The following is a 26,889-nucleotide window of genomic DNA, read 5'->3' as shown; positions in this document are numbered from 1 at the left end:
GCTTCACCAACACCAACCCCTGCACGTGGAGAGAACAATAAATGTTGAGATCCCTGAAATTCACCGCCCTGGTCGTGGGCATGATGGGCGCGGCGCATGCAATGGCGGCGGGCCCGGACCTGACCGTGGTGTCCTTTGGCGGGGCGAACAAGGCGGCGCAGGTCAAAGCCTTCTACGCACCCTGGGAAGCGGCGGGCCACGGCAAAATCGTCGCTGGCGAATACAACGGCGAAATGGCCAAGGTCAAAGCCATGGTCGACACCAAGAGCGTGTCCTGGGACCTGGTGGAAGTTGAATCGCCGGAACTGTCCCGTGGTTGCGACGAAGACATGTTCGAGCAACTGGACCCGGCGCTGTTCGGCAAGTCCGAAGACTACGTTAAAGGCGCTATCCAGCCGTGCGGTGTGGGCTTCTTCGTGTGGTCGACCGTGCTGGCCTACAACGCCGACAAGCTGAAAACCGCTCCGACCAGTTGGGCTGATTTCTGGGACACCAAGAAATTCCCGGGCAAGCGCGGCCTGCGCAAAGGCGCCAAGTACACCCTGGAATTCGCACTGATGGCTGACGGCGTTGCGCCGAAAGACGTCTACAAAGTGCTGGCCGGCAAAGATGGCCAGGACCGCGCGTTCAAGAAGCTCGATGAACTCAAGCCAAGCATCCAGTGGTGGGAAGCCGGCGCACAACCGCCGCAATACCTCGCCTCCGGTGACGTGGTCATGAGCTCGGCCTACAACGGCCGGATCGCGGCGGTACAGAAAGAAAGCAACCTGAAAGTGGTGTGGAACGGCGGCATCTACGACTTCGACGCATGGGCCATTCCAAAAGGTCTGGACAAGACCCGTGCCGAAGCTGCGAAGAAGTTCATCGCCTTCTCGGTACAGCCGCAACAGCAGAAGACCTACTCGGAAAACATCGCCTACGGCCCGGCCAACACCCAGGCAGTGCCATTGCTGTCCAAGGATGTCCTGAAAGACATGCCGACCACCCCGGAAAACATCGCCAACCAGGTGCAGATCGACGTCAGCTTCTGGGCTGACAACGGCGAGCAACTGGAGCAGCGCTTCAATTCTTGGGCTGCGAAGTAACCACGCCACACGGGACGACGGTTCACCGGATGATCGTTCCCACGCTCTGCGTGGGAATGCCGCCCGGGACGCACCGCGTCCCTGTGACGCGGAGCGTCACTGGATGCGTTCCCACGCAGAGCGTGGGAACGATCAGCACCAAAAGTTCGAGGCGGCGTTTGCCACCTTTGCAATGATCAAAGATTTCCGGAGTACGCCATGGCTATCGCCGTTCCCGTGAACGCGGGCACCGACCCCACCTTGAAGCAGCGGCTAAAGCACGCCGAGCGAATCAACCGCTGGAAAGCACAAGCCTTGATCGCGCCGTTGGTGCTGTTTCTGTTGCTGGTGTTCCTGGTGCCGATCGTGGCGCTGCTCTACAAAAGCGTCGGTAACCCGGAAGTAGTCGGCGTGATGCCGCGCACCGTGGCTGCCATCGCCAGTTGGGATGGCCGAGGCCTGCCGGCAGAGCCTGTGTACAAGGCCGCCAGCGAAGACCTCGCCGAAGCCCGCAAGAATCAGACCTTGGGCGACTTGTCCAAGCGCTTGAACATGGAGTTGGCCGGCTACCGCAGCCTGCTGACCAAAACCGCGCGCGCCTTGCCGTTCGCCACGGAGCCTGCTTCTTATAAAGAAGCGCTGGAAGGACTCGACGAACGCTGGGGCGATCCGGCCTATTGGCAGGTGGTGCGCCGCAACACCAGTGGTGTGACGCCTTATTACCTGCTGGCCGCCGTCGACCACCGTATCGACGACCTCGGTGAACTGGCCCGGGCCACTCCCGATCAGGCGATCTACCTCGACATCTTTGCCCGTACGTTCTGGATGGGCCTGATTATCACCGTTATCTGCCTGGTGCTGGCTTATCCGTTGGCCTACCTGCTGGCGAACCTGCCCTCGCGGCAAAGCAACCTGCTGATGATTCTGGTGCTGTTGCCGTTCTGGACCTCGATTCTGGTGCGGGTCGCGGCGTGGATCGTGTTGCTGCAATCGGGCGGCTTGATCAACAGCGGCCTGATGGCCATGGGCGTCATCGATAAGCCGCTGGAGCTGGTGTTCAACCGCACCGGGGTCTACATCTCGATGGTGCACATCCTGCTGCCGTTCATGATTCTGCCGATCTACAGCGTGATGAAAGGTATCTCGCCGACTTACATGCGTGCGGCGATTTCCCTGGGCTGCCACCCGTTCGCCAGTTTCTGGCGGGTGTACTTCCCGCAGACCTATGCCGGTGTTGGCGCCGGTTGCCTGTTGGTGTTCATCCTCGCCATCGGCTACTACATCACCCCGGCGTTGCTGGGCAGCCCGAACGATCAGATGGTCAGTTACTTCGTCGCCTTCTACACCAACACCAGCATCAACTGGGGTATGGCGACCGCGCTCGGTGGACTGTTGCTGCTGGCGACCGTGGTGCTTTATCTGATTTACAGCTGGCTGGTGGGCGCCAGTCGCCTGCGCCTGAGCTAAGGGGAGAGTGAAATGCTGAGTCCTTACATGTCGCCCATCGAACGGGTGTGGTTCTACAGCTTGCGGATTCTCTGCGGCTTGATTTTGTTGTTCCTGATCCTGCCGGTGCTGGTGATCATCCCGCTGTCATTCAACTCGGGGAGTTTTCTGGTCTACCCACTGCAAGGTTTCTCGCTGCACTGGTATCAGGATTTCTTTGCCTCGGCGGAATGGATGCGTTCGTTGAAGAACAGCATGATCGTGGCCCCGGCAGCGACCGTGCTGGCGATGATCTTCGGTACGCTGGCGGCGATCGGCCTGACCCGGGGCGACTTCCCGGGCAAGCCTCTGGTGATGGCGCTGGTGATTTCGCCGATGGTGGTGCCGGTGGTGATCATTGGTGTGGCCAGTTACCTGACCTTCGCGCCACTGGGGTTCGGTAACAGCTATACCTCGTTGATCGTGGTGCACGCCGTGTTGGGCGTGCCGTTCGTGATCATCACGGTGTCGGCGACCTTGCAGGGGTTCAACCAGAACCTGGTGCGGGCCGCGGCCAGCCTGGGCGCTTCGCCGCTGACGACGTTCCGCCGGGTGACCTTGCCGTTGATTGCGCCGGGGGTGATTTCCGGTGCGCTGTTTGCCTTCGCGACCTCGTTCGATGAAGTGGTGGTGACGCTGTTCCTCGCCGGTCCCGAGCAAGCGACCTTGCCTCGGCAGATGTTCAGCGGCATCCGCGAAAACCTCAGCCCGACAATCGCCGCTGCCGCGACGCTGCTGATCGCATTCTCGGTGATCCTGTTGCTGACCCTGGAATGGCTGCGTGGGCGCAGCGAAAAACTGCGTACCGCCCAAGCCTGACGCGGTCCCCTGTAGGAGCTGCCGAAGGCTGCGATCTTTTGCCTTTGTTTTTGACAGATCAAAAGATCGCAGCCTTCGGCAGCTCCTACAGTTGTCTTGTGTGGTTTTCAGAATTTCCATTCATTCACCGTTTGAATAGCAGACAACCCCCAATCCCCAGCTACTATTGTGCCCAGCTCCCCTATCTATAAGAGGTTGCGCACATGAGTCTTTCCTCTTTCAAAATCGCTCACAAACTGATCACCGGCGCAGGTGCCATCGAGCAACTGGCGGCCGAGCTCACACGTCTGGACATCGACAACCCGCTGATCGTCACCGATGCCGCGCTGGTCAAGTCCGGCACGGTGGAGCTGGCGCTGGCGCAGCTGGGCGAGCGCAGTTACGAGATTTTCGACCGGGTGTTGCCGGACCCGGAAATCGCCATCGTCGAAGATTGCATGCGGGTTTACCGTGAGGGTGGACATGACGGGCTGATCGGCCTCGGCGGCGGCAGTGCCATCGATATCGCCAAGAGTGTTGCCGCCTATGCCGGTTACCACGGTGCGCTGGAGGATTTGTTCGGCATCGATCAGGTGCCGCGCAAAGGCCCGCCGCTGATCGCCATCCCGACCACCGCCGGCACCGGTTCGGAAGTGACCAACGTGGCCATCCTCTCCGACAAGGTCGCGCAGCTGAAGATGGGCATCATCAGCGATTACCTGTTGCCGGACGTGGCGCTGGTCAGCCCGCAAATGACCTTGACCTGCCCGCGCAGTGTCACCGCCGCCAGTGGCGTCGATGCGCTGGTGCACGCCATCGAGTCCTACCTGTCGCTCAACGCCTCGCCCATCACCGATGCCTTGGCCATTGGCGCGATCAAGCTGATTACCAAGGCACTGCCCAAGGCTTACGCCAATCCCGCCCACCTGCAAGCCCGCGAAGACATGGCCACCGCCAGCCTGATGGCCGGCATGGCGTTCGGCAATGCCGGGGTCGGTGCGGTGCATGCGTTGGCGTATCCGCTGGGTGGGCGTTTCAACATTGCCCATGGCGTCAGCAATGCCTTGCTGCTGCCGTATGTCATGACCTGGAACAAGATGGCCTGCGTGGAACGCATGCAGGATATTGCCGAGGCCATGGGGGTGAAGACCGCTCATCTGAGTGCCAGCGAAGCGGCGGACAAAGCCGTGGAGGCGATGACTGAGCTGTGCGCCGCCGTGGAGATCCCGCGAGGTCTGCGCAGTTTCGGGGTCCCCGAGGAGGCGATCCCGGCCATGGCCGTGGAAGCCGCCGGCATCGAACGCCTGATGCGCAATAATCCGCGCAAGTTGAGCGCCACCGATATCGAGAAGATCTACCGAGCGGCCTATCAGGACTTGCCCCAATCATCGCAGCACGGTGCGCGCGTCAAAGCATGAGGTATACAATGCGCGCCATCGTGATTCTGCTCAAAAAAGGTGCGTCATGCAGCCCTTCGTTATTGCTCCGTCGATTCTCTCCGCCGACTTCGCCCGCCTGGGCGAGGAAGTGGACAACGTCCTGGCCGCCGGCGCCGACTTCGTGCACTTCGATGTCATGGACAACCACTACGTGCCGAACCTGACCATCGGCCCGATGGTGTGCTCCGCGCTGCGCAAGTACGGCGTGACCGCGCCGATCGACGCGCACCTGATGGTCAGCCCGGTGGACCGCATCGTCGGTGACTTCATCGAAGCCGGTGCGACCTACATCACCTTCCACCCGGAAGCCACGCTGCACGTCGACCGTTCCCTGCAACTGATCCGCGAAGGCGGCTGCAAGGCGGGCCTGGTGTTCAACCCGGCGACCCCGCTGGACGTGCTCAAGTACGTGATGGACAAGGTCGACATGATCCTGCTGATGAGCGTCAACCCGGGCTTCGGCGGGCAGAAGTTCATTCCAGCCACCCTCGACAAGCTGCGTGAGGCACGGGCGCTGATCGATGCTTCCGGGCGTGACATTCGCCTGGAAATCGACGGCGGGGTGAACGTGAACAACATTCGTGAAATCGCCGCTGCGGGTGCCGACACCTTCGTGGCCGGTTCGGCGATCTTCAATGCGCCGAACTACCAGGAAGTGATTGAAAAAATGCGCTCCGAACTGGCGCTGGCTCGCCCATGAGCGGTTTTGAGCAGCTGTTCCCGGGGCGTCTGCCGCGGCTGGTGATGTTCGATCTGGATGGCACGCTGGTCGATTCGGTCCCTGACCTCGCAGCGGCTGTGGATAACATGCTGCTCAAGCTCGGGCGTGACCCGGTCGGCATCGAACCGGTGCGTGAATGGGTCGGCAACGGCGCGCCGGTACTGGTGCGCCGTGCACTGGCCGGCGGCATCGATCATTCGTCGGTCGATGATGGCGAAGCCGAAGGTGCACTGCAGATTTTCATGGAGGCCTACGGTGAGGGGCATGAGCAGACCGTGGTCTATCCCGGTGTGCGCGACACCCTGAAATGGCTGAACAAGCAGGGCGTGGCGATGGCGCTGATCACCAACAAGCCGGAGCGCTTCGTCGCGCCGCTGCTGGATCAGATGAAAATCGGCCGTTACTTCAAATGGATTATCGGCGGCGACACCCTGCCACAACAGAAACCCGACCCGGCCGCGCTGTTTTTCGTGATGAAAATGGCCAACATTCCGGCGTCGCAATCGTTGTTCGTCGGCGACTCGCGCAGCGATGTGCTGGCGGCGAAAGCGGCGGGGGTCAAATGCGTGGCCCTCAGTTACGGTTATAACCACGGTCGGCCGATTGCCGAAGAGTCGCCGGCGCTGGTGATCGATGATCTGCGCAAACTAATTCCCGGTTGCCTGGATCCTGCCGCTGAGATAACGTTGCCCGACGCTGTTCAACCCCCTGCTGGAAACGCCATCGTGGTGGTCACTCGCAAACTCTGGATGAAAGTCATCAAGGCCCTGGCCCGCTGGCGTTGGCGCGCCTGACTTGTTCCTGGCCGGCGTACCGGCGCGTTTGCATACCTGACCGTTAGACCCTCAAGCCACGAGGCACCTCATGATCCGCGAAGAATTCCTGCGTTTGGCCGCTGCCGGCTACAACCGCATCCCGCTTGCCTGCGAAACCCTGGCCGACTTCGACACGCCGCTGTCGATCTACCTGAAACTGGCCGACGAGCCGAACTCCTATCTGCTGGAATCGGTGCAGGGCGGCGAGAAGTGGGGCCGTTATTCGATCATCGGCCTGCCGTGCCGCACCGTATTGCGGGTTCACGATCACCACGTCAGCGTGACCCACGACGGCGTCGAGATCGAAAGCCATGACGTTGAAGACCCACTGGCCTTCGTCGAAGCCTTCAAGGCGCGCTATAACGTGCCGACCATTGCCGGTCTGCCGCGCTTCAACGGCGGTCTGGTGGGTTACTTCGGTTACGACTGCGTGCGTTATGTGGAGAAGCGTCTAGGCAAATGCCCGAACCCGGATCCGCTGGGCGTGCCGGACATTCTGCTGATGGTGTCCGATGCGGTGGTGGTGTTCGACAACCTCGCCGGCAAGATGCATGCGATTGTCCTGGCCGATCCGTCGCAGGAAGATGCCTTCGAGCAAGGTCAGGCGCGTCTGCAAGCGCTGCTGGAACAACTCCGTCAGCCAATCACTCCGCGCCGTGGCCTGGACTTCAGCAAGCAGCAATCGGCCGATCCGGTGTTCCGTTCGAGTTTCACCCAGGGCGATTACGAAAAAGCCGTCGACACCATCAAGGAATACATCCTGGCCGGTGACTGCATGCAGGTCGTGCCGTCCCAGCGCATGTCGATCGACTTCAAGGCTGCGCCTATCGACCTGTACCGGGCGCTGCGCTGCTTCAACCCGACGCCTTACATGTATTTCTTCAACTTCGGCGACTTCCACGTCGTCGGCAGTTCGCCGGAAGTGCTGGTGCGGGTCGAAGACAACCTGATCACCGTGCGCCCGATTGCCGGCACTCGCCCACGCGGGGCCAACGAAGAGGCAGACCTGGCCCTGGAAAAAGACCTGCTGTCGGACGACAAGGAAATCGCCGAGCACTTGATGCTGATCGATCTGGGGCGCAACGATACCGGGCGGGTTTCGGAAATCGGTTCGGTGAAACTCACCGAGAAGATGGTCATCGAGCGTTATTCCAACGTGATGCACATCGTGTCCAACGTCACCGGCCAATTGAAGGCCGGGCTGACAGCGATGGACGCACTGCGGGCGATCCTGCCGGCCGGCACCTTGTCTGGCGCACCGAAGATTCGCGCGATGGAAATCATCGACGAGCTGGAACCGGTCAAGCGGGGCGTCTACGGCGGCGCAGTCGGTTACTTCGCCTGGAACGGCAACATGGACACCGCAATTGCGATCCGCACCGCGGTGATCAAGAACGGCGAACTGCACGTACAGGCCGGTGGTGGCATCGTCGCCGACTCGGTGCCGGCGCTGGAATGGGAAGAAACCCTGAACAAGCGTCGCGCGATGTTCCGCGCCGTGGCCCTGGCCGAGCAAACCCCGGACAACTAATCCACATAAAAAACGCGGCGCCTGCGAGGGCTCCGCGTTTTTTATGCCTGCCATTTCCCCCGTAGGAGCTGCCGAAGGCTGCGATCTTTTGATCTTGTACCTCGGTCGCCCCCAATGCCGCCAAAAGATCGCAGGCTGCGCCAGCTCCTACGCAAACCGATGCGTCCTAGAAGTCCAGCGTCACCCCAACGTTGATGCCCTGCTGGGTGAAGTCATCATCCTTGCGAATGTCATAACTGGCCCGCAATGCCAGGTCCTTGGTGAGGTTGTGGCTCACGCCGAGGTTCAAGCGGTTCAGGTTGGTCTGCGGGGTATAGCCGGCCAGGGTGTAGCGGTTGTTCGGCAGGCTGTTGAGGTTCATGGTCACATTCCGGGTGTCGTCGTTGTACTCGCGCTCGTGGGCCAGTTCGCCAAACACTTGGGTTTGCGAGGTGATCTGGTACTTGCCCTGGATCCCGAGGCCAAGACGCCGGGAAATACGTGACTGGTCGTCAAATGTCAGCGCGGTGGAGTCGGCGCTGTTTTCCGAGTAACCGTCGACTTCAACCTTGGCGAAATCAGCGCTCACGAATGGCGACAAGTGCCACGGGCTGCTCGCCTCTGGCGCGATGTCATAACCCAGGCGGCCGCTGATGGCGACCAGGTAACCGTCGGTGTCGCCTTTCTCCCCGCGTTCATTGACCCCCAACTGGAATTTGCGTTTGAGACTGTCGTAGTCCAGATGCCCGGCCGTCAGTGCCGCGTCACCCCAAAAGCGATTCTGCTGGTATTGGGCGAAAGCGGTGCCCATGTAGGTGTTGAGTTTGTAATCCGAATCGTTATCGCCGGCTTCGAGTTTCTGGTTATAGAAGCCCGCCGCCAAGCCAACGCGCCATGCGTCATTGAGCCGATAGCTGCCACCGATATTCAGGTTGTAACCATTGCCGTCAGCGCTGGCGCCGCTGCGCTGGCTGTCGAAGTCCTGATGCTGGCCACCACCGGCGACAATCGCCCGCCATTGACCCACGCCTTGCCAGTTTTCCCAATCGGCCAGCCATTGGTTGCGCAGCTCATCCTGATGAGAACGCAAAGTGCCCTGGGCCATTTGTGGCAGCAGGGTTGCTTCCCATGGCGCGGCCAGCAGGGAGTAGGCGTAATCGGCAATCAAGCGCTGCCCGGTTTCGGTCGGGTGGACCGAGTCGTTATAGATCAGCTTGGTTGGGTCGGGGGTGACGCTGTTGATGCCGTATCGAGCGTTCTCGGTGCAACTGTCGCCGCTGAAGCAGGTGGCGCTCAGGTTCTGGTCGGTGGCGAGGCCGAACTGGCCAGGGTTGGCGAACGTCTCTTTGAGCAATGCCGGAATGTTCAGCGGGATGATGTTGGCGTTAATGCTCTGCAGTTGGCTGACCAGTTCGTTGTTGAACTGAGAGCTGAGCTGGGACGTGAAGGCCTGCAATGGTGTGCCGTTGAAAGCCGGGGTAAAGCCGATGTCCGGCAGCAGCCAAACCATGATGTAGCGGGCACCGGCCTGTTGCAGGGTCTGCGCGCTACTGGCCAGGCGATCGGCGGCGGCGCTGGCCTCGGGAAGGCTGGTCACTCGCCCCTGAAGGAAGTCATTGCCACCACCCGAGAGGTAATACAGTGCGTTCGGGTCGGCGCGGAAGTTGTTCGATGGCAGATAGCCTATGCGTGTGCGTTCGCCGGTCGCGGAGGTGCCGGTGATCGAGTCGAGAATCTGGTCGGTGCGATAACCGCCCACCGCCCAGTTGTTGCCATCGGGCAAGCCTTCGTTGGCACGTACCGCCGAGGAAGAAGACGCCGTCTGGTCCGGTGAGAACCCCAGTCTCCCACCGAGAATTTGCGTGGCATTGAGCGAGCGCACTTCACCGCTGCCGTCCAGATAGACCGGGCCGGTGCGATTGGTGAAACGTTGGGTCGCCCCGGCGGGTCCGCCGGTATCGGTGAAGGCCCCGGCATCGCTGAGGCTGTCGCCGAAAACAATAAAACTCGAATAAGGGTTGGGCGCGGCGATCGCCTGGGCGCAGGCCATGGTGAGCAGGCATCCGGCGAGCGGTACAAGCAATGTCTGTTTGATCATGAGCAAAGTCCGTTTTATTGATTGTTGTACTTAACGAAACGACAGTACCAAAAAAAACCTCCGGTCTTTTGCCATCCATCGCGAAGCCTTCGATAGTTTCGCAAGCCGTTGCTCCGGGCCATATTGCGCGCTCTGCCCAGCTAAGTTACTGTGCCCAAACGTATGAATGAGACCTTCCCCGTGTTGATCGTCAGCAAACTCCTGGATCAAGTCATCAAGGCACACGCCCGTTGGCGTTGGCGCGCCTGAATCTTTTCTGCCGGCCTGGCCGGACCTGTACCGCTTTGCCTTCTTTACCTGTATGAAATGCCGCTTTGCTGGCGCCACTCCAGCACCTGTCAAAGCGCAGCGCACTGCGGGTAAATCATTCGAAGGCCGTATTAAAAGTCAGTGAATTCAAGAGGTTCTTAACGCCATGTTGCTGATGATCGATAACTACGACTCTTTTACTTACAACGTTGTGCAATACCTCGGCGAGCTGGGCTCCGAGGTCAAAGTCGTGCGCAACGATGAACTCACCATTGCCGAAATCGAAGCCCTCAAGCCTGAGCGCATCGTCGTGTCTCCCGGTCCTTGCACCCCGACCGAAGCCGGTATTTCCATCGAAGCGATCAAACACTTCGCCGGCAAGTTGCCGATTCTCGGCGTTTGCCTGGGTCACCAATCCATCGGCCAGGCGTTTGGTGGCGATGTGGTCCGTGCCCGTCAGGTCATGCACGGAAAGACCAGCCCGGTTTTTCATGAGGACAAGGGCGTATTCGAAGGTCTGAATCGCCCGTTGACGGTCACCCGCTACCATTCGCTGATCGTCAAGCGCGAAACCCTGCCCGATTGCCTGGAACTGACTGCCTGGACCCAGCTCGAAGACGGCTCGGTGGACGAGATCATGGGCCTGCGTCACAAGACGCTGAACATCGAGGGGGTGCAATTTCACCCCGAGTCTATCCTCACCGAACAGGGACACGAGTTGTTCGCCAACTTCCTCAAACAAACCGGCGGCACGCGCTAAGGACTTTCCATGGATATCAAGACAGCCCTGAGCCGTATCGTCGGCCACCTCGACCTCAGTACCGATGAAATGCGTGATGTCATGCGCGAAATCATGACCGGGCAATGCACGGATGCGCAGATCGGCGCGTTCATGATGGCCATGCGCATGAAGAGCGAAAGCATCGACGAGATCGTCGGCGCCGTGACGGCGATGCGCGAGTTGGCGGACAAAGTCGAACTAAACACCCTCGACGGCGTGGTCGATGTGGTCGGCACCGGCGGCGACGGTGCGAACATTTTCAACGTTTCGACCGCTTCTTCGTTTGTGGTCGCGGCGGCCGGGTGCACCGTGGCCAAGCACGGTAACCGTGCGGTGTCGGGTAAAAGCGGCAGCGCCGACCTGCTGGAAGCAGCGGGTATCTACCTGAACCTGACCCCGGTTCAGGTGGCACGCTGCATCGACAACGTCGGCATCGGTTTCATGTTTGCCCAGACCCATCACAGTGCCATGAAGCACGCCGCCGGCCCGCGCCGCGAGCTGGGCTTGCGCACCTTGTTCAACATGCTCGGCCCGCTTACGAATCCGGCCGGTGTGAAACACCAGGTGGTAGGTGTGTTCAGTCAGGCGTTGTGCCGGCCGTTGGCCGAAGTCTTGCAACGCCTGGGCAGCAAACACGTGCTGGTGGTGCACTCGAAGGATGGCCTGGACGAATTCAGCCTGGCGGCCCCGACCTTTGTCGCGGAGTTGAAGAATGACCAGATCACCGAGTATTGGGTCGAGCCCGAAGACCTCGGTATGAAGAGCCAGAGCCTGCACGGTCTGTCGGTGGAAAGCCCGGTGGCTTCCCTGGAACTGATTCGCGATGCCTTGGGCAAGCGCAAGACCGAGAACGGTCAGAAAGCCGCCGAGATGATCGTGCTCAATGCCGGTGCCGCGCTGTACGCAGCCGACCATGCCAGCAGTTTGAAAGAAGGCGTTGCCCTGGCGCACGATGCGCTGCACACAGGCCTCGCTCGGGAAAAACTTGAGGAATTGGGTGCATTTACCGCGGTATTCAAAGTGGAGAATGAGGGATGAGTGTACCGACGGTTCTGGAAAAAATTCTGGCCCGCAAAGTCCAGGAAGTCGCCGAGCGTAGCGCTCGTGTGAGCCTGGCAGAGCTGGAAAACCTGGCCAAGGCGGCCGATGCACCCCGTGGTTTTGCCAAGGCATTGATCGATCAGGCCAAGAAAAAACAACCGGCGGTGATTGCGGAAATCAAGAAAGCTTCGCCAAGCAAGGGCGTGATTCGCGAGAACTTCGTGCCTGCGGACATTGCCAGGAGTTACGAGAAGGGCGGGGCTACCTGCCTGTCGGTGCTCACCGACATCGACTATTTCCAGGGGGCGGATGCGTATCTGCAACAAGCCCGGGGGGCGTGCAAGCTGCCGGTGATCCGTAAAGACTTCATGATCGATCCGTACCAGATCATCGAGTCCCGCGCCCTGGGCGCTGATTGCGTGCTGTTGATCGTCTCCGCACTGGATGACGTGAAAATGGCCGAGCTGGCGGCCGTGGCCAAAAGTGTCGGCCTCGATGTGCTGGTGGAAGTCCACGATGGCGACGAGCTGGAGCGGGCCTTGAAAACCCTCGACACGCCGCTGGTGGGCGTGAACAACCGCAACCTGCACACCTTCGAGGTCAGCCTGGAAACCACCCTCGACCTGTTGCCGCGTATTCCGCGCAATCGTCTGGTAGTCACCGAGAGTGGCATTCTTAACCGCGCCGATGTCGAGCTGATGGAAATCAGCGACGTGTATGCGTTCCTGGTCGGCGAAGCGTTCATGCGCGCCGAAAGCCCGGGTACTGAACTGCAGCGCCTGTTCTTTCCTGAGCGCGGTGTTCCGGTGAGCGGCTCTACGCTCGACTGAACACATTTTCGCAGGCAACCCGATCCCCTGTGGGAGCGGGCTTGCCCGCGAAGAGGTCATCAAGCGCCCCAAGGACTTCATGTCTTACGGAGTCATCCATGTCCCAGCCAACCTCTCTGACCATCGAAGCCGGCCTGCTTGCCGAGCAGGATCTGCTGGCCTCAGTCTGCGCTGGCGATTCAGAGTTCGGTCTGTTGTTCTGGCAACCCAGTGATCGAGCATTGGTCATGCCGCGGCGCTTGAATCGCTTACCGGGTTTCGAGGCGGCGTGCGAGGTATCAGCGGCGGCGGGTTGGCCGGTACTACTGCGTGAAACTGGCGGCGAGCCGGTGCCGCAATCGGCATCGACCCTCAACATCGCGCTGGTCTATGCGCCACCGCGCAGCGAAGGTGATCTAAACCGTATCGAATCCGGTTACCGGCGTTTGTGCGATCCGATCTGTCAGTTGCTGGATGAGCTGGGCGGCACTTCGTCGCTTGGCGAAATCGACGGCGCGTTTTGCGATGGCCGCTTCAACGTCAATCTGGATGGGCGCAAGATGGTCGGCACTGCTCAGCGCTGGCGCCAGAGTCAGGGCGGTCAGCGTCCGGTGGGACTGGTGCATGGTGCAATGCTGCTGGATAACGAGCGCGAATCGATGGTCGCTGCGGTCAATCGCTTCAATGAAGCTTGCGGTCTGGAGCAGCGGGTGCGTGCCGAAAGCCACATCGGCCTGCATGAGAAGTTCACGGCGCCAGACGCGCTGGCACGTCTCGACGAACTCTTCCGGCAAATGCTGGCACAGATGTTCGCCGCCTGAGTTTTCAAGCCTAGCGCGTACCGAAGACCACCATGGTCTTGCCTTTGACGTCGACCAGGTTGCGTTCTTCCAGATCCTTGAGCACGCGGCCGACCATCTCACGGGAACAACCGACAATCCGGCCGATCTCCTGGCGGGTCACCTTGATCTGCATGCCATCCGGGTGGGTCATGGCGTCTGGCTGCTTGCACAGCTCCAGCAGGCAGCGCGCAACGCGGCCGGTCACGTCGAAGAATGCGAGGTCGCCGACCTTGCGCGTGGTATTGCGCAGGCGTTGTGCGATTTGTCCGCTGAGCACGTAAAGAATGTCTGGATCCTGTTGAGACAACTCGCGGAATTTCGCGTAGCTGATTTCTGCGACTTCGCATTCGACTTTGGCGCGAACCCAGGCGCTGCGCTCCTGTTCCAGCCCGGCTTGCTCGAACAGACCCAGTTCACCGAAGAAGTCGCCGGAGTTGAGGTAGGCAATGATCATTTCACGGCCGTCGTCATCCTCGATAAGGATGGTCACCGAACCCTTGATGATGAAGAACAACGTGTCCGAGCGGTCGCCGGCACAAATGATGTTGCTCTTGGCGGCATAGCGACGGCGCTGGCAGTGCATCAACAGTTTGTCGAGGTTCTTGATTTTGGATATGGGGGTAATAGCAACCATGGTTGTATCCCGAAAAGACTGCACGGTATGTTTGTTTTTTGTAGGGGGCTGGTGAAGCCTGGGTTTTTTGTTCACTACAAAGCTGGCTAAGCGCCAGTGAATTGGCGTCAGCTTAACAGACACATTCCTTCAAGATTCGAGAATTTACCTACGACGCATACGGTTATGTCCTAGGAAGGCGAAGCGCTGCCAATCAAGGGCCCTGTGCTAAGCTGGCGACCCTTTTTTATACAGTGGAGTCTTGGCGATGAAGGCACGCATCCAATGGGCAGGCGAAGCCATGTTCCTCGGTGAATCCGGCAGCGGTCATGTCGTGGTCATGGACGGTCCGCCCGATGCCGGCGGTCGTAACCTGGGTGTCCGGCCGATGGAAATGCTCCTGCTGGGTGTTGGCGGTTGCAGCAATTTCGATGTGGTCAGCATCCTCAAGAAGTCGCGTCAGGCCGTCGAAAGCTGCGAAGCCTTCCTCGAAGCCGAGCGTGCGACCGAAGATCCGAAGGTGTTCACCAAGATCCACATGCACTTCGTGGTCAAGGGCCGCGGGCTGAAAGAAGCCCAGGTCAAGCGCGCCATCGAGCTGTCGGCCGAGAAGTACTGCTCGGCCTCGATCATGCTCGGCGCGGCTGGCGTGGCGATTACCCACGACTACGAGATTATCGAGCTCGGTTGAATCGACATTCAACTATCATAAAAGCGGTGCAGACTCTGGTGATCCATAGCTGACGTCTGCATAATGCGCCACTTTTTTCAGGGCAGCGATCGGTCACCCGACAGGTCGCTTGCCTGAACAGACAACCAAAATCGCCATCGCGAAGAGGTGTTAACCGTCCTACGCAGGTGCGTCGTTCGCATCTGACGGGCATGCTTGATCACGCGGCCAGCCCGCAATACATAGAGAGTTTTTAACGGTGAAAAGCAAACTCAAGCTCCACGGGTTCAATAACCTGACAAAGACCTTGAGCTTCAACATCTATGACATCTGCTACGCGGAAACCCCGCAAGACCAACAGGCTTACGTCGAGTACATCAATAAAGAGTACAACGCCAAGCGCCTGACGCAGATCCTCACAGAAGTTGTCGATATCATTGGTGCCAATATCCTGAACATCGCCAGTCAGGACTATGAACCCCAGGGCGCCAGCGTCACGATTCTGATCTCTGAAGAGCCGGTGACCCCCACCGACAGTCAGATTGAAGAGTCTCCGGGCCCGTTGCCCGAAATCATCCTGGCCCACCTCGACAAGAGCCACATCACGGTGCACACCTACCCGGAAATCCATCCGGTGGATGGTATCGCGACGTTCCGTGTGGACATCGACGTGTCGACCTGTGGCGTCATTTCACCGCTCAAGGCGCTCAACTTTCTGATTCACCAGTTCGATTCGGATATCGTGACTGTGGATTACCGCGTGCGCGGCTTCACCCGTGACGTTGAAGGCAAGAAGCACTTCATCGACCACGAGATCAACTCGATCCAGAACTATCTCTCCGAAGACACCCGCGACGCGTACCAGATGACCGACGTGAACGTGTACCAGGAAAACCTGTTCCACACCAAAATGCTGTTGAAGAACTTCGAACTGGATAACTACCTGTTCGGCGACGCCACCAGCAACCTGTCCTCTGAGCAGCGTGCCCAGGTGACTGAGCGTGTGAAACACGAAATGCTCGAAATCTTCTACGCGCGCAACATGTCGAGCTGAGAGTTCCGAGTACAAAAAAAGGCGACTACCGCAAGGTAGTCGCCTTTTTCATTGCTGTTGTCCGCGAAAAGGCCCGATCAAACAACGCAACCGTCAGATCCGATAAGTGCTCTTGGTCATCACCTTGGCCAGTAGACTCATCCCGAACTTCACCGGCGCAGGAAAACGGAACCCTCCAGCATCCAGCGCACTTTCGGCATGATGTTCTTCATCAATGCGCATCTGCTCAAGGATCGCCCGGGATTTTTCGTCCTCGGCGGGCAGTTGTTCAAGGTGTTCGTTCAGGTGTTTGCAAACCTGATGCTCGGTGGCGGCAACGAAACCCAGGCTGACTTTGTCGCTGATCAACCCGGCCACCGCGCCAATCCCGAACGACATTCCGTAGAACAGCGGATTGAGAATGCTGGTGTGGCTGCCCAACTGGTGGATGCGCTGTTCGCACCAGACCAGATGATCGATTTCTTCTTCGGCGGCATGTTCCATGGCAGCGCGCACTTGCGGCAACTTGGCGGTCAGGGCTTGACCTTGATACAGCGCCTGGGCACAGACTTCGCCGGTATGGTTAATGCGCATCAAACCGGCGACGTGTCGGGTGTCCACGTCGCTCATTTGTGCATCCGGCTGCACGATGGCAGGCGACGGACGGTAGGGCTGGCCACTGAAGGGCAGCAAAGTACGCATCGCGGCATCGGCTTGCAGCAGAAGACGGTCAATTGGCGAGTAGTGACGTTGGGTAGTCATGCTGACCTCCGGGAAGAATCTCGGCGGCCAGTTTAACCCAATCGGCCGGGGAGGGTTTGCGCTGGGTCATTTCCACTGTTTGCAGCAAAAGCAAAAGATCGTCCGAACGCGGCCCGAGCCTTCGGCAGCTCCTACAGGGAAATAGCGTGTATGAGCTGCCGAAGGCTGCGATCTTTTGACGGTTTTATGAATCAGCCCGGAGGCCAGTGCATCTGGCGCTGACCCAGCACGTGCATATGAATGTGATAAACGGTCTGCCCGCCCAATTCATTGCAGTTCATGACCACCCGGAAACCTTCTTCACAGCCCAGTTCCAGAGCCAGACGCTGCGCGGTGAACAGAATATGCCCGGCCAGAGCCTTATCGTCCTCGGTGAGGTCGTTAAGGGTGCGTACCGGTTTCTTCGGGACCACCAGGAAATGCACGGGGGCCTGTGGCGCGATGTCGTGGAAGGCCAGTACCTGGTCGTCCTCGTAAATGATCTTCGCCGGGATTTCCCGGTTGATGATCTTGGTGAACAGAGTATCCACAGCTGTTTTCTCCGTTGTTTGGCTGGCTTGAGTGTACGCATGGGCCCTGCCTGAGCCCAGTTTTTTACCTTGAAGGCTGGTCAGCGCGGGCAGTACGCCTTATTGACCATGCCCGCGATTGTCCGGGTCAGCCAGCGCGAGCCGAGCCGTGGCAGGAAGGCGAACCAGCGATTCAGGCGACCGGGGATGATAATGGCGCGATTTTTCTCCAGGGCGCGCACGGTATAGAGCGCGACTTCCTCTGGGCTCATCAGCAGTTTGCTCTCGCCCAGCTTGTCGGTGTTCAGTTGCGCGGTGCGGAAAAACGCCGTGCGGGTCGGGCCGGGGCAGAGCACTGACACCTTGACCGCGCATTTTTTCAGTTCGACGCGCAAGCCTTCGGAAAAATTCAGCACATAAGCCTTGCTGGCGTAATAAGTGCTCATCCAGGGGCCGGGATGGAACGCCGCAACCGAGGCTACGTTCAGAATCTGCCCGCCGCCCTGCAAGGCCATGCTGTTACCAATGGCATGACACAAGCGAGTGAGGGCCAGGATGTTCACTTCGATCAGGTCCTGCTCGGTCATCCAGTCCTGGGCCAGGAATGGGCCACAGGTACCGATGCCGGCGCAGTTGACCAGCAGATCGATTTGCCGCTCACCCTCCTCCAGCTCCAGCAGAAATCCGGACAGGCGCAACGGTTCACCCAGGTCACAGGCACGAAACAAAACTTCCACGCCAAAACGTTGAGTCAGTTCAATCGCAATACTTTCCAGCTGATCACGCTGTCGGGCCACCAATAGCAGGCTGCGGCCGCGCCGGGCCAGCGCTTCGGCCATTGCCAGGCCGATGCCGCTGGAAGCGCCAGTGATCAGAGCGTAACGGGTCATGCAGTTCTCCATCGCAACAGCTCCGCGCCAGCGACGCAGGTGTCACGGGCGGGGAGCGCTGTTCATTCTTTTGCAGAGTCTACAGGGGGCTGGGCCGCTTCGGCTGCATCGTCGGTTGAATCTGCTGCCGAGTCGACTTCGACGGGCGCAGCTTCGACTTCATCGGTGGTCACGGAGCTGCTTTGATAGGCGCTATCAGTGGCGCTTTCGTACTCATCCTGAATTGCCGTGAGACCTCCGGTCAGCCCGCCAACGAACATGATCGCAATAAACACCAGCCACAATGAAGCCAGTACCCTGACTGCGTTGCTGTTGGGCGGCGGCGGTGCGCCATACCGATTGGCAGTGTTGTTACCCGGCACGATCATTATCACGAACGGGAAAGCGCCCCCCACGAACGGCACAAGGTTCAACAGCCAGAGCCAGCCAGACCAGCCGATATCGTGCAGGCGCTGCACACTGAACTGAATGCTGATGAACGCGAGTATCACGATCAGAATAACGGCCAGCAGACCCGCGACAATCAGGCCGGCAGTCGAGTTGGTGCTGATGAGGCCGAAGCCGAAAATGGCCAGCACCGAGCCAATGCCCAACGTCACCAGCGTCAGAGCCATTGTCCAGGCCAGAAAGCGCAGTCGGCCGATGCGGCCACTGAAACTGAATGCCTTGAGTGTGGCGAACTCCGGCAGCGCTTCGCCGACGGTGGCGCGCGGTGGAGCGTAGGGGGACTCAGGCTCTGCCGATGGCGATGGGCTGGTGTGAACGTCGGACAGGTTCAGCTCGATCGAGGGTTCGGCTTCAATTCGGGCATCGATGCCGGTTTTCGTCAGCGCCTGAAGATAAGTTTGCGCATCGGCATGTGACAGGTCGCGTTTGAGTGCAACCGTCCGGCCACTGAACAGGCGTTCAATAGCTGCGACATCGCTTTTGAACAGCTCGGCGAGATTGAGCTTGGCGGTGGTGGCGTCAACACCGGGTAGCAAAGCACCATCGAAGACGATCTTGAAACGGTTTTCGCTCATGGCCGAGGCATCCTTGTCGCGAGAGTTGTAATGGAAAGTGTAACAAGAGGGAGTGTAAGGCTGGCCGGGTTGGGCTGGCCAAACTTTCCTGTCAGCGCGGCCAGCGTTTGGGCAGTGCTGCCGCCAGTTCCAGCGCCTTGCGGTATTCGGTACCGAGACGTTCGATCAGTTGGTCGACACTCGGCAGATCCTCGATTTCCCCGACACCCTGGCCCGCAGACCACACGGTTTTCCAGGCTTTGGCTTCGTCGTTTAACGGCTTGAGCTTGGAGCCGAAGTCCACCTCGCCCTTGCTTTGCAGCGCCGCCATGTCGAAACCGGCGGCCTCCAGGCTCTGACGCATAAAGCTTGCCGGTACGCCCGACACCGCTGGAGTATGGACGATGTCTGCGGCTCTGGCTGTCAGGAGCATCTCCTTGTAGGCGTCAGGCGCATGACTTTCGGTGGTGCCGATAAATCGCGTACCGAAGTAGGCCAGATCCGCACCAAGCAATTGCGCAGCAAGAATCTCGTGGCCATGGTTCAGGCAGCCAGCCAGCAGCAGGGTCTTGTCGAAAAACTGGCGAATCTCGGCGATCAGCGAAAACGGGCTCCAGGTCCCGGCGTGACCACCAGCCCCCGCGGCAACGGCAATCAAACCGTCGACACCGGCTTCGGCGGCTTTTTCGGCGTGGCGACGGGTCGTCACGTCGTGAAACACCAGGCCGCCATAGCTGTGCACCGCATCGACCACTTCCTTCACGGCGCCGAGGCTGGTGATCACGATGGGTACTTTGTGTTCGATGCAGATCGCCAGGTCCGCCTGCAATCGCGGATTGCTGTGGTGGACGATCAGGTTCACCGCGTAAGGGGCGGGGTTTTCCAATGTCGCCAACCCTGCTTCGATTTCTTCCAGCCAGGCCTTGAAACCGCTGCTTTCACGCTGATTCAGCGCAGGGAAACTGCCCACCACGCCATTACGGGAGCAGGCGAGCACCAGCTCAGGATTGGAGATCAGGAACATCGGTGCCGCCACCACCGGCAGTCGCAAGCGTTGTTCGAGCAGAGCGGGCAGCGACATTGGAAGTACCCCGGGTGAGTGTGTCTGTTGGATTTAAAACGGCCGGACGACGACCAGAATGACGATAGCCAGCAATATCAGAACCGGCACTTCATTGAACCAGCGATAAAAGACATGGCTGCGGGTGTTTTCGCCACGGGCAAAGCGTTTTACCTGGGCGCCGCACATGTGGTGGTAGCCGATCAGGATCACCACCAGGGTCAACTTGGCGTGCATCCACGCGCCCTGGCTGAAATAGGCGCTCGGGTTGAGGCTGATCAGCCAGATACCGAACACCAGGGTGGCGATCATTGCTGGCCCCATGATACCCCGGTACAGCTTGCGCTCCATGATGCTGAAGCGTTCCTTGCTGACGGTGTCTTCGCTTTGCGCGTGATAGACGAACAGGCGCGGCAGGTAAAACAGACCGGCAAACCAGCAGACCATGCTGATGATGTGAAGCGCTTTGAGCCACAGATAAAGCATTTTTAGTTATTCCCAGGTTCACGGTAGCCCGAATAGTAGAGAAAGTGTCCCGTCTCGGACATAACTGTTCAATTTTGACGGTGTCTTTTGTCGCCATACTGCGTTGCCGCTCCTCGCCATAGCGGGCTATGACTCGTCGCGGCGCCTTGTCTGGCAACAAAATCCACWCGCCAAAACTTGAACGTATGCCCGAGACGGGACACATGAGCCGCCGCACGTCACCTTGACGGTTGTCGCAGGGCCGCGCGGCCCCTATCATCGACGGCTTTCCAGTGGGTTCGTTGAGGGCAGGTTTATGGTCAAGGTCGGTATCGTCGGCGGCACGGGTTACACCGGTGTCGAACTGCTGCGTCTGTTGGCACAGCATCCGCAGGCAGAAGTGGTGGTGATCACTTCCCGATCCGAGGCCGGCCTGGCCGTGGCCGACATGTACCCGAACCTGCGAGGCCATTACGACGGCCTGGCGTTCAGCGTTCCGGACATCAAGACCCTCGGGGCTTGCGACGTGGTGTTCTTCGCCACGCCGCACGGTGTCGCCCATGCCCTGGCGGGTGAGTTGCTGGCTGCCGGAACCAAGGTCATCGACCTGTCGGCAGACTTCCGTCTGCAGGACGCCGATGAGTGGGCCAAGTGGTACGGCCAGCCGCACGGTGCGCCGGAACTGCTGGAGGAAGCGGTCTACGGCTTGCCGGAAGTCAATCGCGAGCAGATCAAGCAGGCACGCCTGATTGCTGTACCGGGTTGCTACCCGACCGCGACGCAATTGGGTTTCCTGCCATTGCTTGAAGCCGGTCTGGCCGATACCACACGTTTGATCGCTGACTGCAAATCCGGTGTCAGCGGTGCGGGTCGTGGCGCTTCCGTAGGTTCGCTGTACTCCGAGACGTCGGAAAGCATGAAGGCCTACGCCGTAAAAGGTCATCGTCACTTGCCGGAAATCCGCCAGGGTCTGCGTCGTGCAGCGGGCAAGGACGTGGGCCTGACCTTCGTTCCGCACCTGACGCCGATGATTCGCGGTATTCACTCGACGCTCTACGCGACTGTCGTGGACCGTTCGGTGGATCTGCAAGCCCTGTTCGAAAAGCGTTATGCCAACGAACCGTTCGTCGACGTAATGCCAGCCGGCAGCCATCCGGAAACCCGCAGCGTGCGTGGTGCCAACGTTTGCCGTATCGCCGTGCATCGTCCGCAGGATGGTGATCTGGTGGTGGTGTTGTCGGTCATCGACAACCTGGTCAAAGGCGCGTCGGGTCAGGCTGTGCAGAACCTGAATATCCTCTTCGGTCTGGATGAGCGCCTGGGTCTTTCCCATGCGGGCATGCTGCCGTAAGGCTTTATCCCGCACAGCAAAAAGGCCCGTTGAACGGGCCTTTTTGCATTCTGGTCTGACAATTGGGTTGATTGATATACCGTAACAATAGTTGACCGATTTTCTGGGAGAAGCGGATAATGCGCGTCATCACGCATTATGGCGGCGTAACGCCGGGAGATAGTCAGCATGAGCGTCGAATCCTTCACCCCCACGGCTTTGCAATTCACCCACGGTGCTGCGCACAAGGTGAAGAGCCTGGTCGATGAAGAGGGGAATGATCGCTTGAAGCTGCGCGTATTCGTTACGGGCGGCGGTTGTTCAGGGTTTCAGTACGGCTTCACCTTCGATGAAGAAGTGGCCGATGACGACACCATTGTCGAGCGCGAAGGCGTCAGCCTGGTGGTCGATCCGATGAGCTTCCAGTACCTGGCAGGTGCCGAGGTGGATTACCAGGAAGGTCTGGAAGGTTCGCGTTTCGTGATCAAAAACCCGAACGCTACCACCACGTGTGGTTGCGGCTCTTCGTTCTCGATCTGATCGCAACTCACCGCATCAACAAGCGCCGCAGGGTCTCAGGACTCTGCGGCGTTTTGCTGTCTGGGGTTTAGGTTCAAGCGGGGTAGATGGCGCCGAGAATGCGCAGGCCACGGGCGCCGGTGACGCTTGGGCGGTTGGTCGCGATACCTTCCAGGCAGCAATGAGCCAGCCAGGCAAAGGCCATGGCTTCAACCCAGTCCGGGTCTACACCATAAGCGGCGGTGCTGCTGACTTTCGCGTTCGGCAACAGGCTGGCCAACCGCTTCATCAACGTGGCGTTGTGTGCGCCGCCGCCGCAGACCAGCAGCTCCCGGGTATCCGATTGAGCGCTTTGCAATGACTCGACGATGGTCAGGGCGGTCAGCTCAAGCAGTGTGGCCTGTACGTTTTCGGCTGCGAAGGTTGGCAGCTGTGACAGATGCTGCATCAGCCATGGCAGATTGAACACTTCGCGGCCAGTGCTCTTCGGGCCTTGAGTTACAAAGAACGGATCACTGAGCAGCTCATTCAACAGAGCTGGTTCAACCTTGCCGCTGGCGGCCCATTGGCCGTCGAGATCGAAGTTGTCGCCGCGTTGCCGGTGAATCCAGGCATCCAGCAAGACGTTCCCCGGGCCGCAGTCAAAGCCCGCGACAGGCTTGCCGGGTTCGATCAGGCTGAGGTTACTGAACCCGCCGACATTCAGCACCGCGCGGTTACCGGGCTGCTGTTCAAACAAGGCTTCGTGAAAGGCTGGAACCAATGGAGCGCCTTGTCCGCCAGCGGCTACGTCGCGGCTGCGGAAGTCGCTGACCACGGTGATGCCGGTCAGCTCGGTGAGCAAGGCAGGGTTGCCGATCTGCACCGTGAACCCGCGCGCCGGTTCGTGGCGAATGGTCTGGCCGTGGCTGCCAATCGCGCGAATGTCACCAGGCTTGAGGTTTTGTTGGTCGAGGAGGGTATGAATGCCCTGTGCGGCCAGTTTCACCCAGTTTTGCTGGGCAATGGCGGAGCGGGCAATCTCGTCCGGACCGCTGGCGCACAAGCCAAGCAGCTCGGCGCGCAGGGATTCGGGCATGGGGATGTAATGCGTGGCGATCAGCTTGATCGCCGGGGCTTGCTCGATCAGCGCAATGTCCAGGCCATCAAGGCTGGTCCCGGACATCACACCTATATAGAGCGCCATGGCTTAGCGTTTGCTCGAAGCCAGCAGGGTGGCTTTCTCTTGGTCCATGCGCGCCATCAGCGGTTGGCTTTGCGCAAGGAATCGTGAGCGTTCAGCTTTGGAGATCGGATCGGCCATCGCTACCTTCTGACCCAGTGGATCGACGTGCACACCATTGACCTGGAACTCGTAGTGCAGGTGCGGGCCGGTAGAGAGGCCGGTGGTGCCGATGTAGCCGATCACCTGACCTTGCTTGACGCTGCCGCCAGTCTTGATGCCTTTGGCGAAGCCCTGCATGTGGCCGTACAGCGTACGGTAAGTACTGCCGTGCTGGATAATCACGGTATTGCCGTAACCGCCGCGGCGACCGGCCAACAATACCTGGCCGTCGCCGGCAGCCTTGATCGGTGTGCCGCGCGGTGCTGCATAATCGACACCCTTGTGGGCGCGGATCTTGTTCAGGATCGGGTGCTTGCGGCCCATGGAGAATTTCGAGCTGATGCGGGCGAAGTCTACCGGAGTTCGGATGAACGCCTTGCGCATGCTGTTGCCATCAGCCGTGTAGTAGCTGCTGTTGCCTTGTTTGTTGGTGTAGCGCACGGCGGTGTAAGTCTTGCCGCGGTTGGTGAAGCGTGCGGAAAGAATCGGACCGTTGCCAACCGCTTTGCCGTTGACGACCTTCTGTTCATAGATCACATCGAACTCGTCACCCTGGCGAATATCCTGGGCGAAGTCGACGTCATAGCCAAACACGCTGGCCATATCCATGGTCAGGCTATGGGACAAACCGGCACGGGCTGCGGATTGCGACAGCGAACTGTTGATCACGCCATGTACGTAGGCGGTGCGAACAGTGGGCTTGGCGGTAATGCGGTTGAAGGTATAACCCTTGTCGTTCTTGGTCAGGCTGATGCTTTCCGTGTCGCTGACTTTGCTGTGCAAATTGGTCAGTTGGCCGTTCGGGCCGAGTTCGAATTCGAGCTTCTGGCCATGTTTGAGCTGGCTGAACTGCTTGGCCTGCTTGTCACTGGCCAGCACTTCATGCACCGAAGTGGCCGGAAGGCCGACTTTCTCAAACAATGTCGAGAGAGTGTCGCCTTTGGCAACGATCACTTCCCTGTGGCCTGGCGCCTTCTTTTCTTCGACGACTGGCGCGGGGGCGGCCTGGGCAGTTTCCTGCGGGGCTTCGGCGCTGTTTTCGATCTGCGCGAAAGGGGAGGCTGCCGGCTCATTTGTGGCTTGGACGACGTCGGCGGCGTCTTGATCTTGTGTCAGTTGTTCTACAGGGCTTTCCAGTTCAAGACTCAGGGTCGTCTTTTTGGCTTCAACATCACTGGAAGGAAATACCAGAAGCGCCAGGCTCAGAAGGGCGGCGATACCGCTTGCTGCGAGCAGGTGGGTCTTCGGGTAAAGCGGTGGCGCTTTAGACGATTCTTTGGTCATAAGTAATTTTGACTTTGAAAAAATGAATTGGAAAAGATGAATGACATGATGAAGACGAAATAACTGTATAAAATATAACCAAATCATCTCTGAAGCAAGCCTGCGGACGCTCTGTCCGTGGATTGGCGTCCGTGCGCCGGGCAAAACTTGTATTTGACGCCCGATCTTGTATGGTTGGTCCCCTTTGAATTCGAGTCTTGCAGGTCTGTTATGAAGTCGGTTGAAGAGCAGCTAGCGCTGATCAAACGTGGTGCGGAAGAACTGTTGGTCGAGTCCGAGCTGATCGAAAAGCTCAAGCGTGGCCAGCCGCTACGTATTAAGGCAGGCTTCGATCCGACCGCGCCGGATTTGCATCTGGGTCACACCGTGCTTATTAATAAGCTGCGCCAGTTCCAGGATCTGGGGCACCAGGTGATCTTCCTTATAGGTGACTTCACCGGGATGATCGGTGATCCGAGCGGCAAGAGTGCGACACGTCCGCCGCTCACCCGTGAGCAGGTTCTCGAGAATGCCGAGACCTACAAGACTCAGGTCTTCAAGATTCTTGATCCGGCCAAAACCGAAGTGGCGTTCAACTCCACCTGGATGGATCAGATGGGGCCGGCTGACTTCATTCGCCTGACTTCGCAATACACCGTGGCACGCATGCTCGAGCGCGACGACTTCGACAAGCGCTACACAACCAATCAGCCAATCGCCATTCACGAATTCCTCTATCCGCTGGTTCAGGGTTATGACTCGGTCGCTTTGCGCGCGGATGTCGAGCTGGGTGGTACCGATCAGAAGTTCAACTTGCTGATGGGGCGTGAGCTGCAGCGTAGTTATGGTCAAGAGGCTCAATGCATTCTGACCATGCCTTTGCTCGAAGGGCTGGATGGCGTGAAGAAGATGTCCAAGTCGTTGGGCAACTATGTCGGTATCCAGGAGGCGCCGGGTGTCATGTACGGCAAGCTGGTCTCTATTCCTGATGTGCTGATGTGGCGTTACTTCGAATTGCTCAGCTTCCGCTCCATGGAAGAGATCGATGCCTTGCGGGCTGACGTCGAGGCAGGTGCGAATCCGCGTGACATCAAGATCAAGTTGGCCGAAGAGATCGTTGCGCGTTTCCATGGTGAAGAGGCTGCGGCCAGTGCTCACCGTGCGGCGGGCAACCGTATGAAAGACGGCGAGTTGCCGGATGATCTGCCAGAGGTCGAATTGACCGCTGCCGAGGATATGCCGATCGCCGCTGTCCTTAATAAGGCGGGCCTGGTGAAGAACTCTGCCGTGGCGCGTGATCTTCTGGGTTCTGGTGGTGTGCGTATAGATGGTGAAGTTGTCGATCGCACCTTTATATACGCACTGGGCGCGACCCACGTTTGCCAGGCAGGGAAGAAGGCATTTGCGCGTATTACGCTCAAATCCGAATAAAGCTGAAATCAGGGGTTGACGGCAGATTCTAGACGTCTATAATTCGCCCCACTTCCGGCGCAGTCGAAACGGAAAACTCCTTGGTAAACAACGAGTTACGCAGTTTTCGACAGCGGTTACGCTTCAGTTCATCGAAGCCAGAAGGAGTTGGTAAGGCAGGATGTTGTCGCCTTATTAACGATTCGATCTTCTCGGTCGAAAGCGGAGAAAAAGAGGTGTTGACAGCAGCGACTAACGCTGTAGAATTCGCCTCCCGCTAACGAGAGATCGGAAGCGCAAGTGGTTGAAGTTGCTGATGTTTCTTACGGGAAACTTTGAAAACTTCTGAAAATAACCGCTTGACAGCAACAGAGGCTGCTGTAGAAAA

At 59.0% G+C, this 26,889-nt stretch carries 26 protein-coding genes; 16 read left to right on the top strand and 10 right to left on the bottom strand.

The window, feature by feature from the left end; translation table 11 throughout:
• The first annotated feature begins 41 nt into the window (after positions 1-41).
• The 7 genes from AC1D2Q_RS18615 (at position 42) to trpE (ending at position 7,853) form a co-directional block, all read left to right on the top strand.
• Complete coding sequence (locus tag AC1D2Q_RS18615; RefSeq protein WP_477814132.1) at positions 42-1,085, top strand: ABC transporter substrate-binding protein; 1,044 nt, start codon at positions 42-44, stop codon at positions 1,083-1,085.
• Between the two features lie 198 nt (positions 1,086-1,283).
• A complete protein-coding gene (locus AC1D2Q_RS18610; protein WP_477814131.1) occupies positions 1,284-2,531 on the top strand; it encodes an ABC transporter permease in 1,248 nt (415 codons plus the stop codon).
• A gap of 12 nt (positions 2,532-2,543) precedes the next feature.
• Positions 2,544-3,368, top strand: coding sequence for an ABC transporter permease (locus tag AC1D2Q_RS18605; protein WP_253418073.1), 825 nt, complete (start codon positions 2,544-2,546; stop codon positions 3,366-3,368).
• Between the two features lie 203 nt (positions 3,369-3,571).
• A complete protein-coding gene (locus AC1D2Q_RS18600) occupies positions 3,572-4,765 on the top strand; it encodes an iron-containing alcohol dehydrogenase (RefSeq protein ID WP_477814130.1) in 1,194 nt (397 codons plus the stop codon).
• Between the two features lie 46 nt (positions 4,766-4,811).
• A complete protein-coding gene (gene rpe / locus AC1D2Q_RS18595) occupies positions 4,812-5,486 on the top strand; it encodes a ribulose-phosphate 3-epimerase (protein ID WP_007941649.1) in 675 nt (224 codons plus the stop codon).
• Positions 5,483-6,301: a phosphoglycolate phosphatase gene (locus AC1D2Q_RS18590; RefSeq protein WP_477814129.1), complete on the top strand. Its 819-nt coding sequence runs from the start codon at positions 5,483-5,485 to the stop codon at positions 6,299-6,301. Before rpe ends, AC1D2Q_RS18590 begins: the two co-directional genes overlap by 4 nt.
• A 70-nt stretch (positions 6,302-6,371) precedes the next feature.
• Positions 6,372-7,853: an anthranilate synthase component I gene (trpE, locus tag AC1D2Q_RS18585; RefSeq protein WP_477814128.1), complete on the top strand. Its 1,482-nt coding sequence runs from the start codon at positions 6,372-6,374 to the stop codon at positions 7,851-7,853.
• Between the two features lie 166 nt (positions 7,854-8,019).
• On the opposite strand, the gene estP is transcribed toward trpE, so the two are convergent.
• Entirely contained in the window at positions 8,020-9,930 is a 1,911-nt protein-coding gene (gene estP / locus AC1D2Q_RS18580) for an esterase EstP (RefSeq protein ID WP_477814127.1), read from the bottom strand.
• A 415-nt stretch (positions 9,931-10,345) separates the two neighbouring features.
• On the opposite strand from estP, the gene AC1D2Q_RS18575 reads away from it, so the two are divergent.
• The 4 genes from AC1D2Q_RS18575 (at position 10,346) to AC1D2Q_RS18560 (ending at position 13,631) form a co-directional block, all read left to right on the top strand.
• A complete protein-coding gene (locus AC1D2Q_RS18575; protein WP_019650349.1) occupies positions 10,346-10,939 on the top strand; it encodes an aminodeoxychorismate/anthranilate synthase component II in 594 nt (197 codons plus the stop codon).
• Between the two features lie 9 nt (positions 10,940-10,948).
• Positions 10,949-11,998 carry an anthranilate phosphoribosyltransferase gene (gene trpD, locus AC1D2Q_RS18570; protein ID WP_477814126.1) on the top strand — a complete coding sequence of 350 codons (1,050 nt, stop codon included), beginning with the start codon at positions 10,949-10,951 and terminating at the stop codon, positions 11,996-11,998.
• Complete coding sequence (gene trpC / locus AC1D2Q_RS18565) at positions 11,995-12,831, top strand: indole-3-glycerol phosphate synthase TrpC (protein ID WP_019650350.1); 837 nt, start codon at positions 11,995-11,997, stop codon at positions 12,829-12,831. Before trpD ends, trpC begins: the two co-directional genes overlap by 4 nt.
• Positions 12,832-12,929: 98 nt before the next feature.
• Positions 12,930-13,631 carry a lipoate--protein ligase family protein gene (locus AC1D2Q_RS18560; RefSeq protein ID WP_477814125.1) on the top strand — a complete coding sequence of 234 codons (702 nt, stop codon included), beginning with the start codon at positions 12,930-12,932 and terminating at the stop codon, positions 13,629-13,631.
• 10 nt (positions 13,632-13,641) lie between these two features.
• On the opposite strand, the gene crp is transcribed toward AC1D2Q_RS18560, so the two are convergent.
• Entirely contained in the window at positions 13,642-14,286 is a 645-nt protein-coding gene (gene crp, locus AC1D2Q_RS18555; protein WP_018928873.1) for a cAMP-activated global transcriptional regulator CRP, read from the bottom strand.
• A 247-nt stretch (positions 14,287-14,533) separates the two neighbouring features.
• Here crp and AC1D2Q_RS18550 point away from each other — a divergent pair, with 247 nt between their 5' ends.
• Both AC1D2Q_RS18550 and speD read left to right on the top strand, forming a co-directional pair.
• Positions 14,534-14,956 (top strand): OsmC family protein, encoded by a 423-nt coding sequence (locus tag AC1D2Q_RS18550; RefSeq protein ID WP_007941657.1) that lies wholly within the window; start codon positions 14,534-14,536, stop codon positions 14,954-14,956.
• A 238-nt stretch (positions 14,957-15,194) separates the two neighbouring features.
• The gene (gene speD, locus AC1D2Q_RS18545) at positions 15,195-15,989 is read left to right on the top strand and encodes an adenosylmethionine decarboxylase (protein WP_007941658.1); all 795 of its coding nucleotides are present in this window, start codon (positions 15,195-15,197) and stop codon (positions 15,987-15,989) included.
• A 93-nt stretch (positions 15,990-16,082) separates the two neighbouring features.
• Here the strand turns inward: speD and coq7 are convergent, their stop codons facing one another.
• From coq7 to hemJ, 6 genes are all read right to left on the bottom strand, one after another.
• Positions 16,083-16,730 carry a 2-polyprenyl-3-methyl-6-methoxy-1,4-benzoquinone monooxygenase gene (gene coq7, locus AC1D2Q_RS18540; RefSeq protein WP_477814124.1) on the bottom strand — a complete coding sequence of 216 codons (648 nt, stop codon included), beginning with the start codon at positions 16,728-16,730 and terminating at the stop codon, positions 16,083-16,085.
• A gap of 191 nt (positions 16,731-16,921) precedes the next feature.
• Complete coding sequence (locus AC1D2Q_RS18535) at positions 16,922-17,260, bottom strand: histidine triad nucleotide-binding protein (RefSeq protein ID WP_007906873.1); 339 nt, start codon at positions 17,258-17,260, stop codon at positions 16,922-16,924.
• 80 nt (positions 17,261-17,340) lie between these two features.
• A complete protein-coding gene (locus AC1D2Q_RS18530; protein ID WP_018928876.1) occupies positions 17,341-18,129 on the bottom strand; it encodes an SDR family NAD(P)-dependent oxidoreductase in 789 nt (262 codons plus the stop codon).
• A gap of 62 nt (positions 18,130-18,191) precedes the next feature.
• Entirely contained in the window at positions 18,192-19,151 is a 960-nt protein-coding gene (locus AC1D2Q_RS18525) for a DUF805 domain-containing protein (RefSeq protein WP_019650352.1), read from the bottom strand.
• 91 nt (positions 19,152-19,242) lie between these two features.
• On the bottom strand, positions 19,243-20,211 hold the full coding sequence (locus AC1D2Q_RS18520) for an NAD(P)H-dependent flavin oxidoreductase (protein WP_477814123.1): 969 nt from the start codon (positions 20,209-20,211) through the stop codon (positions 19,243-19,245).
• Between the two features lie 33 nt (positions 20,212-20,244).
• Positions 20,245-20,676, bottom strand: a complete 432-nt coding sequence (hemJ, locus tag AC1D2Q_RS18515; protein WP_258698822.1) for a protoporphyrinogen oxidase HemJ — start codon at positions 20,674-20,676, stop codon at positions 20,245-20,247.
• Between the two features lie 295 nt (positions 20,677-20,971).
• Between hemJ and argC the strand changes: the two genes are divergently transcribed.
• A complete protein-coding gene (gene argC, locus AC1D2Q_RS18510) occupies positions 20,972-22,006 on the top strand; it encodes an N-acetyl-gamma-glutamyl-phosphate reductase (RefSeq protein WP_007941665.1) in 1,035 nt (344 codons plus the stop codon).
• A 168-nt stretch (positions 22,007-22,174) separates the two neighbouring features.
• A complete protein-coding gene (gene erpA, locus AC1D2Q_RS18505; RefSeq protein WP_007906865.1) occupies positions 22,175-22,525 on the top strand; it encodes an iron-sulfur cluster insertion protein ErpA in 351 nt (116 codons plus the stop codon).
• Positions 22,526-22,598: 73 nt separating this feature from the next.
• Here erpA and AC1D2Q_RS18500 read toward each other — a convergent pair whose 3' ends face one another.
• Both AC1D2Q_RS18500 and AC1D2Q_RS18495 read right to left on the bottom strand, forming a co-directional pair.
• Positions 22,599-23,690 (bottom strand): anhydro-N-acetylmuramic acid kinase, encoded by a 1,092-nt coding sequence (locus AC1D2Q_RS18500; protein ID WP_477814122.1) that lies wholly within the window; start codon positions 23,688-23,690, stop codon positions 22,599-22,601.
• A gap of 3 nt (positions 23,691-23,693) precedes the next feature.
• Positions 23,694-25,112 carry a peptidoglycan DD-metalloendopeptidase family protein gene (locus tag AC1D2Q_RS18495; protein ID WP_477814121.1) on the bottom strand — a complete coding sequence of 473 codons (1,419 nt, stop codon included), beginning with the start codon at positions 25,110-25,112 and terminating at the stop codon, positions 23,694-23,696.
• A gap of 210 nt (positions 25,113-25,322) precedes the next feature.
• Between AC1D2Q_RS18495 and tyrS the strand changes: the two genes are divergently transcribed.
• On the top strand, positions 25,323-26,522 hold the full coding sequence (gene tyrS / locus AC1D2Q_RS18490; RefSeq protein ID WP_477814120.1) for a tyrosine--tRNA ligase: 1,200 nt from the start codon (positions 25,323-25,325) through the stop codon (positions 26,520-26,522).
• The last annotated feature ends 367 nt before the right edge of the window (positions 26,523-26,889 follow it).

It is taken from the genome of Pseudomonas sp. P1_A1 (assembly GCF_056406935.1).
The sequence above is the reverse complement of the archived record's forward strand: the minus strand, read 5'-3'. Positions and strand labels throughout refer to the sequence as shown.